The sequence below is a fragment of the Paucisalibacillus algeriensis genome, assembly GCF_000577245.1.
In the GTDB taxonomy this organism is placed as follows: domain Bacteria; phylum Bacillota; class Bacilli; order Bacillales; family Amphibacillaceae; genus Ornithinibacillus.
In genome coordinates this window covers 229,433-246,131 of record NZ_CBYO010000007.1, presented here as the reverse complement: position 1 = coordinate 246,131, position 16,699 = coordinate 229,433, and the positions used below count along the sequence as shown (strand labels likewise).

Genomic DNA, 16,699 nt, shown 5'->3' with positions numbered 1-16,699 from the left:
TTCCCATTTCCCTACTGAAAAAGGAGGACGAATTGTAATGCTAAGAGGTTTTTATACAGCAGCAAGCGGGATGCTATCGATGCAACGACAACAAGAAGCGTTAGCTAATAATATTGCCAATGCTAACACACCAGGCTATAAAGCAGACCAAGCAACATTACGATCGTTTCCCGAAATGCTTTTATACCAAATGGGCTCCCAAACGGTCCCAACGAAAAATCCTAAAAATCTACCGGTACAAAATCCAATTGGATCCATTAATACCGGTGTTTATGTGCAAGAATATGTTCCAGATTATGTGCAAGGTGCACTGAAAGAAACTGGTGTATCCACTGACCTGACATTAATAGATGGTATTTTCCCAGATGAAACGGGAAGTATTTTCTTTACCGTACAAAATGAAAATGGAGAGCAACGTTATACAAGAAACGGGAATTTCACAGTAGATGGACAGGGCTTTCTAACAACTACAGAAGGATATTACGTGCTGAACCAAGCTGGTAACCCGATTCAAACGGGAGGAATGGAATTCACCGTTACTCCAGAGGGACAACTTCAACTTGGTGCTCAGAATGTTCAACTAGGCATTGCCTATGCAAATGATGCGAACCAATTGGAAAAAGAAGGCAATGGACTATTTAATGGGGAAGTAGGGCCTGTACCAGCTGGGGTTACATACACCGTGCAGCAAGGATTCTTAGAACAGTCTAATGTAAATGCAGTTCAAACGATGACACAAATGATGGAATCGTACCGTTCATTTGAAATGAACCAACGTGTTTTAAAAGCATATGACGAAAGTTTAGGAAAAGCAGTCACTGAAATTGGTCGTATTGGGTAAATGACAAAGTATAAAGGAGGGGAACGTCTTGTCTAGAACAATGATTCAAGCTGCAGTTACAATGAATCAACTCCAACAAAAGATGGACTTAATTGGTAATAATTTGGCCAACAGTCAAACCACAGGATATAAAGCTAGAAACGCAGATTTTTCTTCCCTATTATTTCAACAAATCAATAACATGACCGACCCTGCCAATGCACAAGGTCGTTTAACGCCTGATGGTGTACGCGTCGGTTCCGGAGCAAAGCTCGGTTCAATTAACGTTGACCTGTCACTAGGTACTTTGAAAGAAACTGGACGCGCTCTTGATGTTGCACTCATGCAACCAAACCATTTATTCCAAATTTCAGTAACGGAAAATAATATGACCGAAACTCGCTATACAAGAGACGGATCCTTTTATTTAAGCCCACTTGCAAATAATCAAGTGATGCTAACAACCAAAGACGGTGACCCTGTTTTAGGAGTGAATGGCCCAATTACTTTTGCGGATGGCTTTAACGATCTTCAGGTTGCTGAAAATGGCCAAGTTACCGTAAGACGTGGAACTAACACAGAAGTTGTTGGTCAATTAACGGTAGTAGAAGCAGTTCGACCACGATTACTAGAAGCAACTGGAAACAACAACTTCCGCCTACCCAACTTAGCTGAACTAGGATTTAACCAAGCAGAGGTTATTCAAGGAGTACCAGCCTCTGTTAAAAGTGGCACATTGGAAATGTCCAACGTAAATTTGGCGAAGGAATTAACCGATTTAATCACATCCCAACGTACCTACCAATTTAATGCACGGACCATTTCCATGGGTGATCAAATGATCGGATTAGTAAATCAATTACGCTCTTAATTGGAAAAAAGATGATTGACTCACCTACTGACAATAACTTATAGTATAAAAGAGAGTATTGTACGGATTTTGGTCTAGCTCTACTGGGCTTTGCTATGATTTGTTACGTAGGAAGATATAATGTAATCTAGAAATAGGTGAACTAAGTTATGTCCACAACAGAACAAGTTGGAAAAACTAAGGAAGAAACTCAAGAAACACCAACAAAAAGTGCACCAATTGAGGTAGAGGCTGCTCCACCCAAGCGTGTACCAATTGAAGGTGTGAAAGAAGAACCAAAACCTGCCGCTGAACCAAAAGTAGAGGAGGGTGCTTCTGAAAAGAATACTTCCTTAGAACAAGAGAAAAAAGAGCAGAGAAGACGTAGATCTGCAAGTGCAGAAGTCGAAATGACCGAAACACAACAGCAAATGAGAAAAGAACAAAAGAAGAAGCAAAAAGCAGAAAAGAAACAACAAAAAATACAGAAACGAAATAATAAAAAGCCAAGACTTCGTATTTTCCCTATTTGGCTTAGACTTATTATTGTAGTAGCTCTATGTGTTGCTGCTTTAGGTGTTGGCTTAATGTTCGGTTATGGTGGACTAGGCGACGGTGAACCAAGAGATGCATTAGAATGGGAAACTTGGCAACATATCATTGATATTGTATATAAGGAAAGATAATAAGGACCTGTACTCGTATTGGAGTGCAGGTTTTTGCAATTTACAGTTCCTTTCAAAAAAATTAGTAGTAAATACTAATACCAAACCCTAATTCTCTGTTATAATGAGAAAAAAGTATACATAAAGGAGAGTTTTTACATTGGATATAAATGAAATCAAAAACACAATTCCCCACCGTTATCCATTTTTGTTAGTGGACAAGGTGTTAGAGATGGATGAAGGTCAACGCGTTGTGGGCCTTAAGAATGTTTCTGCAAATGAACCATTTTTCCAAGGACATTTCCCGGATTATCCAGTAATGCCTGGTGTGCTAATTGTGGAGGCGTTAGCTCAAACTGGAGCCATTGCCATGTTAGGAAAAGAAGAAAACCGTGGCAAAATCGGATTCTTAGCCGGTATTGATAAATGTCGATTTAAGCGCCAGGTAAAACCAGGCGACCAACTACGATTAGAAGTTGAAATCATCCGCGTAAAAGGCCCTGTTGGAAAAGGAAAAGGTATCGCAACTGTTGATGGTGAACTAGCTTGTGAAGCGGAGATTACTTTTGCAATTAAATAATGAATGAGGAAATGCTGCCACGATAGAGTGTGGCGGCATTTTTTTTGTTTTATAGGGTTGGATGGGTGTTGTACAATTTCGTGGGATTTGGGTAAAAGGTTACGGTTATTGGTCAGATGTAGTATGTGATGGGTAACAATGAATGGTGAAATGGGCACATGATTTAAAATAAATGTCCAAGCTAGCAAGAACCGGGCACATGCCCTAAATTTCAGGTAACATTTATCCATAAACCGGGCATATGCCCAATAATTTCAAGCACATAATTCCTCAAAACAATCCCTAAATTAATCTCCCAAATTCTAAATTTCCCCTAAATCTATTCCAAATACATTATTTTTCTGTAAAAAATCCGTATCAGTATGAGGAAATCGGGTTAAACTATTCGCGATAAGTTATTATTACAAGGAGGAAATGTCATATGACTAAGAAATGGCTTATAAAATTAGGTGCGCCTGTATTGGCATTATCGCTTATGGCAGCATGTGGTAACGATGATACGGAAGATCCTATCGAAGATCCTGCCGGTGACGAGGCTCCATTAAATCAAGAAGATGATAATGGTAACGATAACAATCTTGAAAATGGTGGTACGGATGACGGCGGCATGAATAATGGCACGGACGGTACCAATGGTATGAATGGTACTGACGGAACTAACGGTGACGACGGCCTTCTAGAAGATAATGAAGGTAGTGAAGATGGTAATAACTTAGGTGATGATAGCGATAATCACGGCGGCGAAGAAGTAGGTCCTAATGACGAAAATAAAAAAGACGACGAAAATCAATAATTGTGCAATAAATAAATCCCCTGGCGAAACGTCGCTCGGGGATTATTTATTGGCAAGAAGTAGATTATTTGTCTGCATATGTACGTACTTACAATTTAATGTCAACACTTTTCCCAAGTGTAGGATGTGGAGCTTCAGGAACCGATTTACTCAACATCTCAGTAAGCTGATTTCCTTGTTGATGCATGAGATTTTTTATATTCGACATGATTGCCAAACTAGCGTCAGAACGAACTTGGCTATTTGCCATGACAACTGAAAGTGCTGCAATATCCATTTGAAAACCTCCTCGTATCCGTTAATCCTATTGTAGCATAACAACGAACTGGTACCTATAATTTTCTGAAATGCTATTCCCTCCGAAAGAGAATAGGAATCCAATTAGTAGCAAAAATTAGACTGAATGGGAGAAATATGATTAAATTTTCTTATGTGTTAAGAAAAGTAAAGGTATGGTGATGGCATTTTGGACATCCCACTGGTATCCATCAGTATTGTTCTCATATTAATTATTGCAAACGGTGTTTTTGCCATGACGGAAATTGCAATCGTAACATCTAGAAAAGCAAGGCTAGAAAAATTAGCCGAGGATGGAGATAAAAGAGCAACATTCGCACTTAAACTTGCAGAAGAGCCCAATCAATTATTATCAACAATCCAAATCGGAATTACCTTAATTGGTGTGGTTACAGGTGCGTTTGGTGGGGCAGCAATTGCTAGCCAATTAGCGCCACATATTGCAAAAATTGAAGCACTTGCGCCATTTAGTTCGCAAATTAGTATGTTTATCGTTATTGCGATAACCACATATCTATCGTTAATTATTGGTGAATTAGTGCCAAAACGAATCGGGATGAACAATCCTGAAAAAACAGCACTTACCGTGGCAAAGCCGATGTACTATTTTTCAAAAATAGGTAAGCCACTTATTTCGTTATTAAGTAAATCAACCGAATTAGTACTGAAAATATTCGGTATTAAACAAAATAATGAACCAAACGTCACAGAAGAAGAAATCACCCAGTTAATTGAACAAGGTGTATACAGCGGCGTAGTGGAAGAAATTGAGCACGAAATGGTGGAGCAAATCTTCTACATGGGTGACCAACGCTTAGGCGATATCCTAACTCCGAGAACTTATCTAGAGTGGATTGACCTGGAAGATACTCTGGAAGAAAACCTAGAAATCATGAGTTCAAGTAATCATTCAGCATTTCCAGTTGGAGAAGGAAGTCTCGATAATTTCCGAGGTATCATTTACACGAAAAATGTCTTCACTGAATTAATTAAAAGAAAAGACTTCAAATTAGATGAATTGGTAGAAAAAGCCCTTGTTCTTCCGGAAACCATGATGGCATTTCAAGCCTTGGAAAAAATCAAAGTCTCCGGTAAACATCAGGCAGTTGTCATTGATGAATACGGGGGAATTGAAGGTTTTGTAACCCTACATGACTTTATCGAAAGTATTGTCGGTGATATGCCAGACTTAGAGGACATCGATCCTAAAATTATTAAACGCGACGAAGTATCTTGGTTAGCTGACGGATTAATTTCACTGGAAACATTCAAGCGTTACTTTGATATTGATGAATTGGAAGAACTACGAAGTGAATCACACACCCTTGGAGGCTACATTACTACTTATATCGGTGATATACCAAAAGTAACTGATTCAATCCAAGTAGAAGATTTCAATCTGGAAGTGGTGGATATGGATCGTGCACGCGTGGATAAAGTGATGATAACTCGGATAAAACAATTAGAATCTGAGGATGAATAGATGAATTGGAGAGAGATTGGAGCCGTTTTGTTAGAGAGAGCGTCTACAATCTCTCTTTATTTTTGTTGTGGTGGCTGGATGTTTTTGTCATGCGACTGAAAGCCCTGGTCATGTGCCTAATCGAGGGAATGTTGCGCTCAAAAACTTTGACGAAGAGCCCGACTTAATAGAGGATGAGCCCGAACCACGAGGGGTTGTGCCCAACTTCGGCGAGCATCTGCCCTAAAACCCAAGCCATGCGCCTAACCCCCCTAGAAGATGGGCTAAACCCCATAATCATCCCCCCTAATCCCTACAACTGCGTCCGCCGTCTCTTTCCAGCTGTCTTCAACATAATCTGATTCAACACTTCTGAGAACATCAGGCCCATTGCAATGCCACCCGCTAGCAGCATGACCTTAGCTGAGTACTGGACAGCATTTAAATAGTCATTTTGTACAAAGCTGCGCATGGCGTTATATGCCATTCCCCCTGGTACGAGAGGGATGATGCCGGATACGTTGAAGATAATGATTGGTGTTTTATACATTTTGGAAAAGAAGCGGCTGATCATCGCAACTAGAATTGCTCCGACTATGGTAGCTGGTACAGCATCCACTCCATTTTCAACCAACAAATAATAAACAATCCAACCAGCCATCCCGTTAAAGCCACATTGAAGTAATACTTTCTTTGGTGCATTAAACAAAATGCCAAACCCTGCTGAAGAAATAAAGCTCGTGATAAGCTGGGCTAATATTGCCATTCCAATAACCTCCGATTCATTTACATGCTACCTATTGTAAACCAACCAGACCACGCCTGCAATTCATGACATAAGCGTCCTATTACTCAATAATGTTGGACTATTATGTGTAAATATCATCCAAAACACAGGAAATTTTGACAAAATTTATCGTATTTTGTTCTTCAATAACCGAAATGACTAAAGAATATTAAGAAAACTGTTTGAAATATGGGACCTTTATACTATAATTTAGATTAGAAAGAGAGTAGTTGCTGTTTATTTTAGTTAAAGGAGAGCGATTATGGCTATGAAAGATTCGACACAATCCGACACCTTACGATTGTTATTTCAAAATAATATAACCGATACAACCATTAGTCGAGACGCTCATACAGATAAACTATTACATCACTATGCTTCATTGGGAAATAATTCTCCTAATGTAATTATGATATTCTCTTCAGATGGGGAAATACGTTCTAGAAATGATAATGAGACGACTCCATACAAGAACATAGTGAATATGGTCGACTTTAAGCGAATCTTACTGAAAAAGTCTTATCAGGAACTAGAGACTGCTTTCCAAGGTGCTCGAGGTGGTAATGCAGTACAGTGTGAAGTTGAAATAAAGCGTAAAAAACAGTTTTATGAGATTTTGATGGTTCCCATACAAAGCCAAGGGGTAGATGTAGAGGGAATTGGGCTAATCATCAAGGATATTACCATACGTAAACGACATCATATGGATATAGAAAATGAAAATAAAGGCTTTAAACTAATCTTTGATCATTTACATATTGGGGTTTGGGTAAGTGAATTTAAGACTGGGAAATTAGTCTATGCATCTAAAGGGCTGACAAATCTTTATAACTATCCAATTGAATCCTTTAATCAAGACAAATTAGATATTCGGTCTGTGATCCAGAAATATGTTCATCAGGATGATAAGGAATATGTTCGACAAACAGCGATTGAAGTACTAGCAAATGGTGAGTCTGTCAACATGCGCTACCGAATCACTCATCAGGATGGAACGGAAAAGTGGTTGACGTGTAATACTGCTCCTTACTATGATGACAATGGGAAGATAACGCATATTTTTGGGATGCAAACCGATATTACAGATGAAGTAAAAACTCAGGAACAACTTACATTCACAGCGAATCACGACTTATTGACAACACTTCCGAATCAAAGAAGTCTTGATGAGAAACTAGATAGTTTATTTCTGGAGGAAAAGCCGTTTGCATTTGCATTTTTAAACTTAGATCGATTTTCTCAAATAAATGGATCACTTGGTTATCATGTTGGGGACAAAGTGTTAAAAACAATCGCCAACAGGCTATTATTAATCCTTCCGGAGAGTAGCTTCGTTGCACGTTTAAAGAGCAATGATTTTATCATTCTTTTTGAGGATTATTCGTCAAATGAAATTCTTGTTTCGTTAATTGAAAATCTAATCCAGGATATTAAGCAACCAATCACGATCGATGAATACGAAATCAATATGACCTCAAGCATTGGCGTAAGCTTTTATCCGGAAGATGGAGACTCCGGTAAAACCTTAATGGAAAAAGCTCATTCAGCACTGGCATACTCCAAGAAAAGCGGAAGAAATACATTCCGTTTATACTCTTATTCAAAGGATACAGCATTCCAACGTAAACTTAGACTAGAAAATGAGATGCTGGAAGCAATGGAAAGAGAAGATTTTGAACTGTATTATCAGCCATTGGTGGAAACACAAACTGGCGAGATCATGGGGGCGGAGGCATTAATTCGCTGGAATCATAAAGAATGGGGCTTGATTTCCCCAGGTGAATTCATCCCGATCGCTGAAGAAAACCACCTAATTAACGACATCAGTGATTGGGTTATTAAAAAAGCATGTGCCCAAATTAGAGAGTGGAAGAATAAAGGATTACAACTTATCCCGGTTTCTGTCAATATCTCTCCAATTCGCCTCATGAAGAAGGGGTTTACTGAATATGTGAAGAGCCAGCTGGAAGCATACGAAGTGCCAACTGCCTACCTTGGTGTGGAAATCACTGAGGGTTCACTATTGAAAAACGAAAAAGGTGTTATCGACACACTTGCTCAGCTAAAAGAACTTGGGGTACGAGTTGCAATCGATGACTTTGGCACTGGTTTTGCATCATTAAACTACCTACGAGAGTATCAAGCGGACACCTTAAAAATTGACCAAGTATTTATTCAAAGCCGTGACGGTCAAGTTGAAAAGGATAATATCATTGTTGGCTCTGTGATGGAAATGGCAAAAGGCCTGAAGATGAAGATCATCGCAGAAGGTGTAGAGGAGTACGGACAATATCGCTTCTTGAAAAATCGCCACTGTGATCTCATTCAGGGATATCTATTTTCAAGACCAGTTCCGGTAGCGGATTTTGAGCAAATATTGGTAAAAGGTGTATTAGAGCCAGATCCGGAGAAGGTGGAGAAGGATCGGTTTAGGAAAGGAAAATCAACTAATAAGGAGAACGATTTGCCGTAGTAGTGCAAATCGTTCTTTTTACATATTTTAATAGAAGAGTATGAACCAATTCAGAGATGCCTAGCTCCTGGCACCTGTACTTCTTCTTAGTGAAACAACTAACAAAAATAATCCATTTATAACTAACATTATGATTAAAACAATAATCGTAAAAGCTAGGTCCGGTGCAAAGACATGAATGGCATGCCATGGGGAACTAGTACTAAAGGTTAGTAGTGGAATAATGGCAACTGCTACGACCAACTGTAAGAAACCAATTATTCCCCAAATCTTTTTCCGTTTTACTACTTTTCTCTTTTTAACGAGTAAGATAAATAATACTCCCAAAAGCAGGATTACTCCCAGTATGATAAGTTGAACGGTGGGGGTGTTTTTAGATATTTCAACGGCTTCATCCTCATTCACGATGTTTATGATTCCTTGCTTAAGCTGTACTAGACCAATTTCTTCAAGTATGTGATTTTTATTCGTTAGAATGATGCCGCCCCAATCCGATTCTGGAAAATAAAAGAACTCAGAGTGGGAATCCGCAGTCGATCCAGAATGCCAAATCATCTCATCTTTTGTTCCAGGAGAGGTAATACGTAATCCTAAACCATAGAACCTGTCTGTACCGGTCTCTGTTACGGGAGTTTGATAGAGTTCCCAATTTTCCTCGGAAAGAAGTCCTTCATTTGAACGGATAAATTCTAAGTACGCAAGCATGTCTTGTGTATTTGCAGTTATGTATCCATAAGGAACTCCACCGTTATCATAGGTTATACTACTTTTAACCGGGAATCCAAACCAGGATTGATAGCCCAATTGATAACCCTTTTTTACCGCGCTTTCATAGTCACTAGCAGCGTGCTCCATTCCTAGCGGTAAAAATATATGCTCCTCCATAAATTCGGTAAATACTTGACCGGAAACCTCTTCAATGAGTGCACCAAGAATGATGAAATTAGCATTACTATACTGATGTATCTCGCCAGGTTTTGCGCTAAGTTTCGCATCAGTTAGGCTTTTTGCCGTATGCTGAATAGCGGACATACTCTTGGATTCATGGTCAGAGATGGCTAGACCAGTATAAGGACTAAATCCACTTGTTTGACTAAGAAGGTGTTTAATCGTAATTTGAGAAGCGGCTTGGTCGTCTGGAAGTGTAAACCAGGATAGATGAGTCTGGACAGGATCTTCTAGGTTTATTTTTCCTTCATCTATTAGTTTCACAATCGCAAGGGCTGTAAGGGATTTACTAATCGAGCCAAGTGTAAAAGGAGTTTCTAATGTAATAGGCTCCTCCGATTCACCTGTTACACCCCATGTGTTGGAGTAAAAGACTTTTCCATCCCTAACAAGAGCAACAGCTGCACCGGGAACTCGATATTCTTCTAAGTATTCTTCTATATTAGAATCTAAATCGTCTTTCATCGATTCATCCAATGCAACTGCTGAAGAAACTGGTATTAAAACTATCAAAAGAGTTATTAATATTACTGAAATTCTAGTTTTCAACCTTCTTCACTCCTATTTATGTAGTGATTTTCTAGTATAATAGATTGCTAGAATGGTCAAGATTACTGAAATGGTAATGCTAATCAATATCAATAAACCATTCCACCAAGTATTACTGGATATGTTATAGAAGAGATTATATTGAAGTGTCGGATCCCTCTCTTGACTAAATGAGTCTGTAAGAAAAAGAGAAAAACAAAGCTGTGAGATGATGTAAGTAGCAACAAATGTCAGAAAGCCAATCACAGTTAAACGAACCGATTTGGGTTTTGTTTGTTTAGTATTGGATTGTATGTTAATTCCGTTGATTTCCAAAAAGTCCTGTACAAACGTGGATGGATCACCTAATCGGTAAATACTATCATCCCCATGTTCATGGGCTTCTTGGAAATGTTCTAGTAGCTGTTCTTTCACTATAGCGCGTTCCTTTGAACCTACCCGAAGCTCCTCTAACTCCGCTAATACCTCCTGTAAAAATTGTTGTTCTTCCATCGTAAGCTGAACATTCATTTCAGTAAATCTCCTTCCGTTCCACTGGCCAATAACGATTTAATATCATGCTGTAGCTCCAGCCATTCTTTAATCTTGAGTTGTAAACGAAGTCTTCCTTTTTCGTTAATTTCATAGTAGACCCTAACCTTACCGCTATCCGTCATTTCACGATAAGTATCAACCCATTCCTGATCCTTTAATTTAGTTAGAATGGGATAAATGCTTCCGACTCCTTTCAGTTTTAGATGATGCTTTTCCAACTCCTTCATAATTTCGTACCCATAACTTTTTCCATTCGATAAAATTGATAAGACACACATTTCTAAATGACCTTTTATTAAACTTGTTTTATCCATGGCATAAGATTATCAGAAGTATATACTTGAATCAAGTATATACTGGAATTATTCACATAGAATTTACAATTATAGTGTAATTTAGCAAAAGAAAAAGATTCGTTATGTCTGCATAACGAATCTAAGTAATCATTTATAAATTCCTCAATGAACACTTCGTGAAAATATAACTATTGTACAATATCCAATTTCCTTTCTCTTCTCCAAACAAAAAACATAAATACGGTACCCACAAAAACTAGAACCATATGACATGTCGGAACAAACCATTGTGGAAAACTAGACAGGACCGTAATACCATTCACTAACATGGAAAGGGCATAGATGATCAAACCGATAACAATCGGAATTTGAACACCAACTAAGGCTACAAAGTTAGGCATAATATTGGAAAATGCCATAGCCAGTACAGAAAAAACAATTCCCAATATGTAAATTGCAGCAACAGTTATCATAATGTATTGGAAGAATGTAATATCATACCAATGAAATCCTCCGATAAAGGAATTAATCGGGACATCAAAGAACATTTCCGTATCATTTAACGAATAAATACTAAAGTAAACAGCTAATAGCGCTGTTACTACTATTAAAGTTGAAACCAATCCCGCAATTACCTTTTTCTTAAATACATTTCTCCCTACCCTTGAAGAATATTGCAGATCAATTAACCGCAAAGAACGATCTTTTAGAAAAATCGGTGAAGCGACCAATACAACGCTAATGATAATTGCAATTGCTACATTTTTAATAAATTCTTGGAAGTTATAAAACGCTCCCTCAGGATAAATATAATAGTTACCGGTTGCACTAATACTCGCTAAAACTTCTTTCTGTTTCGTATTAGCTCTTTCCATTTCATTGGCCATGATCATACCATGTTCATCATGAAATTCTAATAATGATTCACGTGCTTGAAGCTCCCAAAAAATATCGATATATTCTTCAAATATTACTTTGTTGCGTACTTCAGCTTGTGCCTGGTTTTCAAAATCAATTTCTTTAAACTCTTGATAAGAACCAATTTCTGCTTCTTTAAAGTCTTGTCTTGATTGAATATATTCATCGGCATCTTTTACTCGCTCTTTATATGTCTTTTCAAAGTCCATCATCTCCTCCTCATTTAAAGAAGTCCCGTATTTCTCGACCATTTCCACACCAATTCGATAGGAATCTAATGCTGGCCTTCCATTAGGGAAATAATCAATATGAAAACTGATGAACCAAAAGTACAATATTACATTTACAATTACTAACATCAAGGCGATTTTCCAGTTTAAGATTTTTTTGATTTCATGTAAGATGATTCGCATATACACTTCCCCTTAGACAATTTCCCGTTTTTTGAAATGCTTGATAACCAAAATAATGAAGACCGTAATGAAAACCATCCAGACCAATACCGTAATCCATTCGTAGTATTTAAAGATGAGTAATCCTTTGCTTGCCATAAACCACTGATGAGGATTTAAGGCGAGACTAGATAGATTGAATCCTGCAGCAAACAAAAGGTTAGAGGATTTCGGCATGAATCCCTGCAATAAGAATAGAATGGCAAAAATCGCCGCAAATACAAAGAATGTAAAATAACTATTTTTAATCAGTACCGAAATAACGAATGTCGCCCCTGCAAAAAGAAGCATACAAGCATAAAACAGTGCGATAGACCAAATTAAAAAGGTTAATAGAGACATGTCCCACCATGACACGTAAGGAAACTGATACTCCCAGTTAAATGCACTACTAATAGAACTGCCCCACAAATGGCTATAATCATACACTATAAAATATATGAATAAAGAAGAACCCAACAAAAACACAGAAAGGAATGTGGAGACAATTAAGGAAGCTGACAATTTATCCCCCATCAATCGCCGTCCTCTTTTCGTTGCAAAGGTGACAAGTTGTGTCCTGTTTTCAAACTCGTAGTTGGTAATTAAAGCGGTTGAAAGGACTATTAGAATAATAGATTCTAATATAATGGATAGGAACAAGCTTTTAAATAATAGGCTATGCATAAAATACATCTTTCCAGCAAAAAACCATTCTTTATGTTCAGCATTTGCCTTCATTTGCTCAAACCGATCCTCAAACACCTCAAACTGCTTTCTAAGGGTATCTGCAGCTGACCCAGTCAATCCATAGCTACGAATACCGTCTTCTCCCAATGTCGCTATATCGATTTTATTGTAAGAATCATCTATCCCTTTTGCCGTACCCAAATACATTTCCTTTACATACAAATCATAAAAAGAATTTAATTGTTCTTCCGTGTATGTTTCCTGATCCTCAAAGCGTAAATTAGTGAAAAATTCTCCTGAACTCGTAAACGTTTGTCCGACTTTTTCAGAAGTAATTTCATTTAAATAAGAAAGATCTTCCTGCATATCGTTTTCTAATTTAAGTAGTGATTCATCTGTAATGTCTAATCCATAGTTTTTAGCAATATCATTAGCGATATGTAGTTCTTTTTTAAAATCAGAAGAGTTATAGATTAAGAAAATGTTATAGACGGTAAATAGGACCAGTAAAAATAGAATAATAGGCGATGTTAATGCTTTTTTACTTTCGTATAATGAGATACGCATGGCCATCACACATCCAACGAGAGGTCATCTCGATATTCAAATAGGAAGACATCTTCAAGATGAGGACTCTTTAATGTCCATTCTGGTTCAGGACTCCCTTTGTGAACGAATCGTACAAGCATACTTCCTCGTTCTTGTTTCTCTGAAAGTAGCACATGATTCTTTCTAAATGATTCCAGTTCTTCATTAGCAATGGACGTTTCGTAGATAGAACCTTCAAGCGTGTGACAAATATTTTCGACAGAATCCATATACAAAAGCTCTTGATTCTTTATCATGACCACTTCATTAGCAATGGACTCGATATCTGAGACAATATGTGTGGAAATTATGATCAATCGTTCCCGAGATAATTCGGTTAATAACTGACGAAAACGTGCCCGCTCTTTTGGATCCAGTCCAGCAGTTGGTTCATCTAATATTAATATTTTGGGATCATTTAACAGAGCCTGTGCTATACCAACACGTTGAATCATTCCTCCAGAAAACTTCCGCATCTTCTTGTTGGCAACATCGGACAATGCTACTTTTTTTAGAAGTTCAGTGATTCTGTCATGTGCAACCTTTTTGTCTATTCCTTTAAGTGCGGCTAGATACATCAAATACTTCTTCGGTGTGTAATGCTTGTAATAGCCAAATTGCTGGGGGAGATACCCAAGAATATCGCGATACTCCTCATCAAAATTAGTAATATTTGTTCCGTTATATAAGATTTCTCCTTTACTTGGTGAAATAAGTGTGACAAGCATCTTGATTAATGTTGTTTTACCAGCACCATTAGGAGCAAGTAGACCGTAAACACCGGCACTGAATTCAAGATTAATATCCTTTAAAGCTGTGAAATTACCGTAGTTCTTACTTACATCCTGTATGACCAACATATTATCGAACTCCTTCTACTGGTTTTAAATACACCAATTTTCTTAAAAAATTGAAATAAATAGCAACACTCAAGCCTAAAACAATGGCATATACAATGATTGGCACATTTATTAACATATCAAGATAGAATTCATGGCTCACATAGCTTAAACCAATGTTTACAGCAATCCATCCACAAATGACTAAGGCAATAATCAATCTCGATTGCCGTTTCATATAGGCATACAAGAAAATAATAGAAAAAAGAAACAGAGATGAAATCGAAATCATCAAAGCTCTGAAAAGATGAATTCCATCAATTATCAAGAAAATAGAAAGTACACTGAGAATATTGACCACGATAGCAATGATGCTAAACACTAACATGCGAAAAGCAGCAACTTGGTAGAGATTATACTTACATACCATCTCCACTTCATAGGTAGCAGCTTGGATTCGACTTACCAATTGATAAATAGAAAGCACCATAAATAACAGAGGAGATAGTAAAAATGTGATCATGTAAAAGTCTCTAATCAGATAATTATTACTCTCCACTAAATTGAATGGCAGAACAATCAAGAGACATAATACGGAAAAAATAATAAGGAACTCTTCCCAACGGTTTGGTAACAGATTGCGTAAACCAATTTGTTTGTATAACCGCTTTAAATACGCATAGAACGACTCTTTAGGCTTTAATCCGTTAGCAACTATGGTAGTAATTTCGGATTGAATCAGGTCTTCACTAGGCAGTTGAATATGAAATTTTTCCTTACTCATCACGATGCACCTTCATTTCCTTTTTAATTAACTTTAATGATGCATAATACCTTGTTTTAACTGTCGATAACGGGATTTGTTCCATCTCCGCTATTTCATTGAAACGATAGTCCCCAAATAACTTTAGACGAATGACCTTTTGGTAGCTTGCTTCTAGTGTGTTGATAATCGAAGTGATTTTTTCTATATCTTCCTTATATTCAAGGGAAAGCATCATATCTTCTTGATCACTCAACTTAATTTCCTCAATGGTTTCGGATAGTCGCCTCATTTTGTATTGTTTAGAACGATAGAAATCCACCACTCGATTGGAAGCGATTTGATAAAGCCATGTCCGGAACGTTGCATTCCGTCCTTCAAAATGGCGAATGGACCTCAGCACGCTAATAAAGATTTCTTGTGTTAAATCAAGTGATAGTTCGGTATCTGTCGTTTGTTTGTATACAAATCCATAGATTTCTTTGTAGTATTTGGAAATCAATTGATTAGCAGCATCCGAACTTGCATTTCTCTTAATCTCTCTAATCCACTTTTTCTCTAAATCCATTTCTCACCACGTAATCCTCTCCATGCCCCTCTATCCTTATAGTCGAAAAAGGGTGGATAAAAGTTTTATGTAAATCTATTTTTTTCAAAAATAGAATGGCCTGCCCTCATAAATTTGAGGACAGACCATCCAATGAATTTTATACAAAAGCAAGCACCACAGCAATTCCAGCACCAATCGCCGAAGCCGTCAGCAATGCTTCGACTCCTTTTGATAACCCTGCAACCAAATGCCCGGCTAATAAGTCGCGGACAGCATTCGTAATATGCAGTCCCGGTACGAGGGGCATAACCGCACCTATGATAATCTTATCCAGCTCAACACCTAAACCAGTATGGATAAAGAAGACTGCTAGAAGGCCGATAAAGAAGGCAGCTACAAACTCAGAGATGAAGCGGATCTCCACCAGCTTATCAAACCACAAAAATCCAATAAACCCAATCCCACCAGCAATAGCCGATGGAAGAAAATCAGCCCATATCCCACCAAACATAATGGTGAAACATCCACTCGCAAGCGCAGCAATGAAAACCATGAGTTTGTTGGAATACAAGGATTTCTGTTTCTCCAATTCCTTTAATGCATGATACGCATCTTCCATATTCAATTCCCCAGCAGCAATCCTCCGAGAAACACTATTAACCTCAGCAATCTTATTTAAATCCGTCGTCCGTTTCACAATCCGCATCATATTAGCCGGCTCAGCCTGGTCAATAGAAAAGTAAATCCCAGTCGGTGTCGCATAGCTCTGGGGATTCTCCACGCCAAAAGCCCGTGCAATACGGTTCATTGTATCCTCCACCCGATACGTCTCCGCACTACTCTCTAACATGATTTTCCCAGTCAGC

Annotated in this window: 18 protein-coding genes; 7 read left to right on the top strand and 11 right to left on the bottom strand. The window is 37.9% G+C overall.

Annotated features, from left to right (window positions below; translation table 11 throughout):
- Positions 1-37 precede the first annotated feature (37 nt).
- The 5 genes from TY11_RS05730 (at position 38) to TY11_RS05710 (ending at position 3,708) form a co-directional block, all read left to right on the top strand.
- A complete protein-coding gene (locus tag TY11_RS05730) occupies positions 38-841 on the top strand; it encodes a flagellar hook-basal body protein (protein ID WP_042143809.1) in 804 nt (267 codons plus the stop codon).
- Between the two features lie 28 nt (positions 842-869).
- Complete coding sequence (locus TY11_RS05725) at positions 870-1,691, top strand: flagellar hook-basal body protein (RefSeq protein ID WP_042143807.1); 822 nt, start codon at positions 870-872, stop codon at positions 1,689-1,691.
- 149 nt (positions 1,692-1,840) lie between these two features.
- On the top strand, positions 1,841-2,356 hold the full coding sequence (locus TY11_RS21080; protein WP_369797394.1) for a DNA-directed RNA polymerase subunit beta: 516 nt from the start codon (positions 1,841-1,843) through the stop codon (positions 2,354-2,356).
- 139 nt (positions 2,357-2,495) lie between these two features.
- Positions 2,496-2,915 (top strand): 3-hydroxyacyl-ACP dehydratase FabZ, encoded by a 420-nt coding sequence (fabZ, locus tag TY11_RS05715; protein WP_042143805.1) that lies wholly within the window; start codon positions 2,496-2,498, stop codon positions 2,913-2,915.
- Positions 2,916-3,336: 421 nt separating this feature from the next.
- A complete protein-coding gene (locus TY11_RS05710; RefSeq protein ID WP_042143804.1) occupies positions 3,337-3,708 on the top strand; it encodes a hypothetical protein in 372 nt (123 codons plus the stop codon).
- A gap of 88 nt (positions 3,709-3,796) precedes the next feature.
- Here TY11_RS05710 and TY11_RS05705 read toward each other — a convergent pair whose 3' ends face one another.
- A complete protein-coding gene (locus tag TY11_RS05705) occupies positions 3,797-3,985 on the bottom strand; it encodes a YjfB family protein (RefSeq protein WP_042143802.1) in 189 nt (62 codons plus the stop codon).
- Positions 3,986-4,174: 189 nt separating this feature from the next.
- On the opposite strand from TY11_RS05705, the gene TY11_RS05700 reads away from it, so the two are divergent.
- Positions 4,175-5,488: a hemolysin family protein gene (locus TY11_RS05700; protein WP_042143800.1), complete on the top strand. Its 1,314-nt coding sequence runs from the start codon at positions 4,175-4,177 to the stop codon at positions 5,486-5,488.
- Between the two features lie 292 nt (positions 5,489-5,780).
- Here the strand turns inward: TY11_RS05700 and TY11_RS05695 are convergent, their stop codons facing one another.
- Positions 5,781-6,233: a threonine/serine exporter family protein gene (locus tag TY11_RS05695; protein WP_042143798.1), complete on the bottom strand. Its 453-nt coding sequence runs from the start codon at positions 6,231-6,233 to the stop codon at positions 5,781-5,783.
- A gap of 283 nt (positions 6,234-6,516) precedes the next feature.
- Here TY11_RS05695 and TY11_RS05690 point away from each other — a divergent pair, with 283 nt between their 5' ends.
- Positions 6,517-8,727: an EAL domain-containing protein gene (locus tag TY11_RS05690; RefSeq protein ID WP_052345759.1), complete on the top strand. Its 2,211-nt coding sequence runs from the start codon at positions 6,517-6,519 to the stop codon at positions 8,725-8,727.
- Positions 8,728-8,787: 60 nt separating this feature from the next.
- Here the strand turns inward: TY11_RS05690 and TY11_RS05685 are convergent, their stop codons facing one another.
- From TY11_RS05685 to TY11_RS05645, 9 genes are all read right to left on the bottom strand, one after another.
- Positions 8,788-10,224: a serine hydrolase domain-containing protein gene (locus tag TY11_RS05685; RefSeq protein WP_042143796.1), complete on the bottom strand. Its 1,437-nt coding sequence runs from the start codon at positions 10,222-10,224 to the stop codon at positions 8,788-8,790.
- 12 nt (positions 10,225-10,236) lie between these two features.
- On the bottom strand, positions 10,237-10,734 hold the full coding sequence (locus tag TY11_RS05680) for a hypothetical protein (RefSeq protein ID WP_042143795.1): 498 nt from the start codon (positions 10,732-10,734) through the stop codon (positions 10,237-10,239).
- Positions 10,731-11,072, bottom strand: a complete 342-nt coding sequence (locus tag TY11_RS05675) for a PadR family transcriptional regulator (RefSeq protein WP_042143794.1) — start codon at positions 11,070-11,072, stop codon at positions 10,731-10,733. Before TY11_RS05675 ends, TY11_RS05680 begins: the two co-directional genes overlap by 4 nt.
- A 170-nt stretch (positions 11,073-11,242) precedes the next feature.
- Positions 11,243-12,385 (bottom strand): ABC transporter permease, encoded by a 1,143-nt coding sequence (locus TY11_RS05670; RefSeq protein ID WP_042143793.1) that lies wholly within the window; start codon positions 12,383-12,385, stop codon positions 11,243-11,245.
- Positions 12,386-12,397: 12 nt separating this feature from the next.
- On the bottom strand, positions 12,398-13,660 hold the full coding sequence (locus TY11_RS05665; protein WP_042144249.1) for a hypothetical protein: 1,263 nt from the start codon (positions 13,658-13,660) through the stop codon (positions 12,398-12,400).
- A gap of 5 nt (positions 13,661-13,665) precedes the next feature.
- Positions 13,666-14,541, bottom strand: coding sequence for an ABC transporter ATP-binding protein (locus TY11_RS05660; protein WP_042143791.1), 876 nt, complete (start codon positions 14,539-14,541; stop codon positions 13,666-13,668).
- 1 nt (position 14,542) lies between these two features.
- A complete protein-coding gene (locus tag TY11_RS05655) occupies positions 14,543-15,304 on the bottom strand; it encodes a hypothetical protein (RefSeq protein WP_042143789.1) in 762 nt (253 codons plus the stop codon).
- Entirely contained in the window at positions 15,297-15,851 is a 555-nt protein-coding gene (locus TY11_RS05650; RefSeq protein WP_042143787.1) for an RNA polymerase sigma factor, read from the bottom strand. Before TY11_RS05650 ends, TY11_RS05655 begins: the two co-directional genes overlap by 8 nt.
- A gap of 139 nt (positions 15,852-15,990) precedes the next feature.
- Positions 15,991-16,683, bottom strand: coding sequence for a threonine/serine exporter family protein (locus TY11_RS05645; protein WP_081755853.1), 693 nt, complete (start codon positions 16,681-16,683; stop codon positions 15,991-15,993).
- Positions 16,684-16,699: the final 16 nt, after the last annotated feature.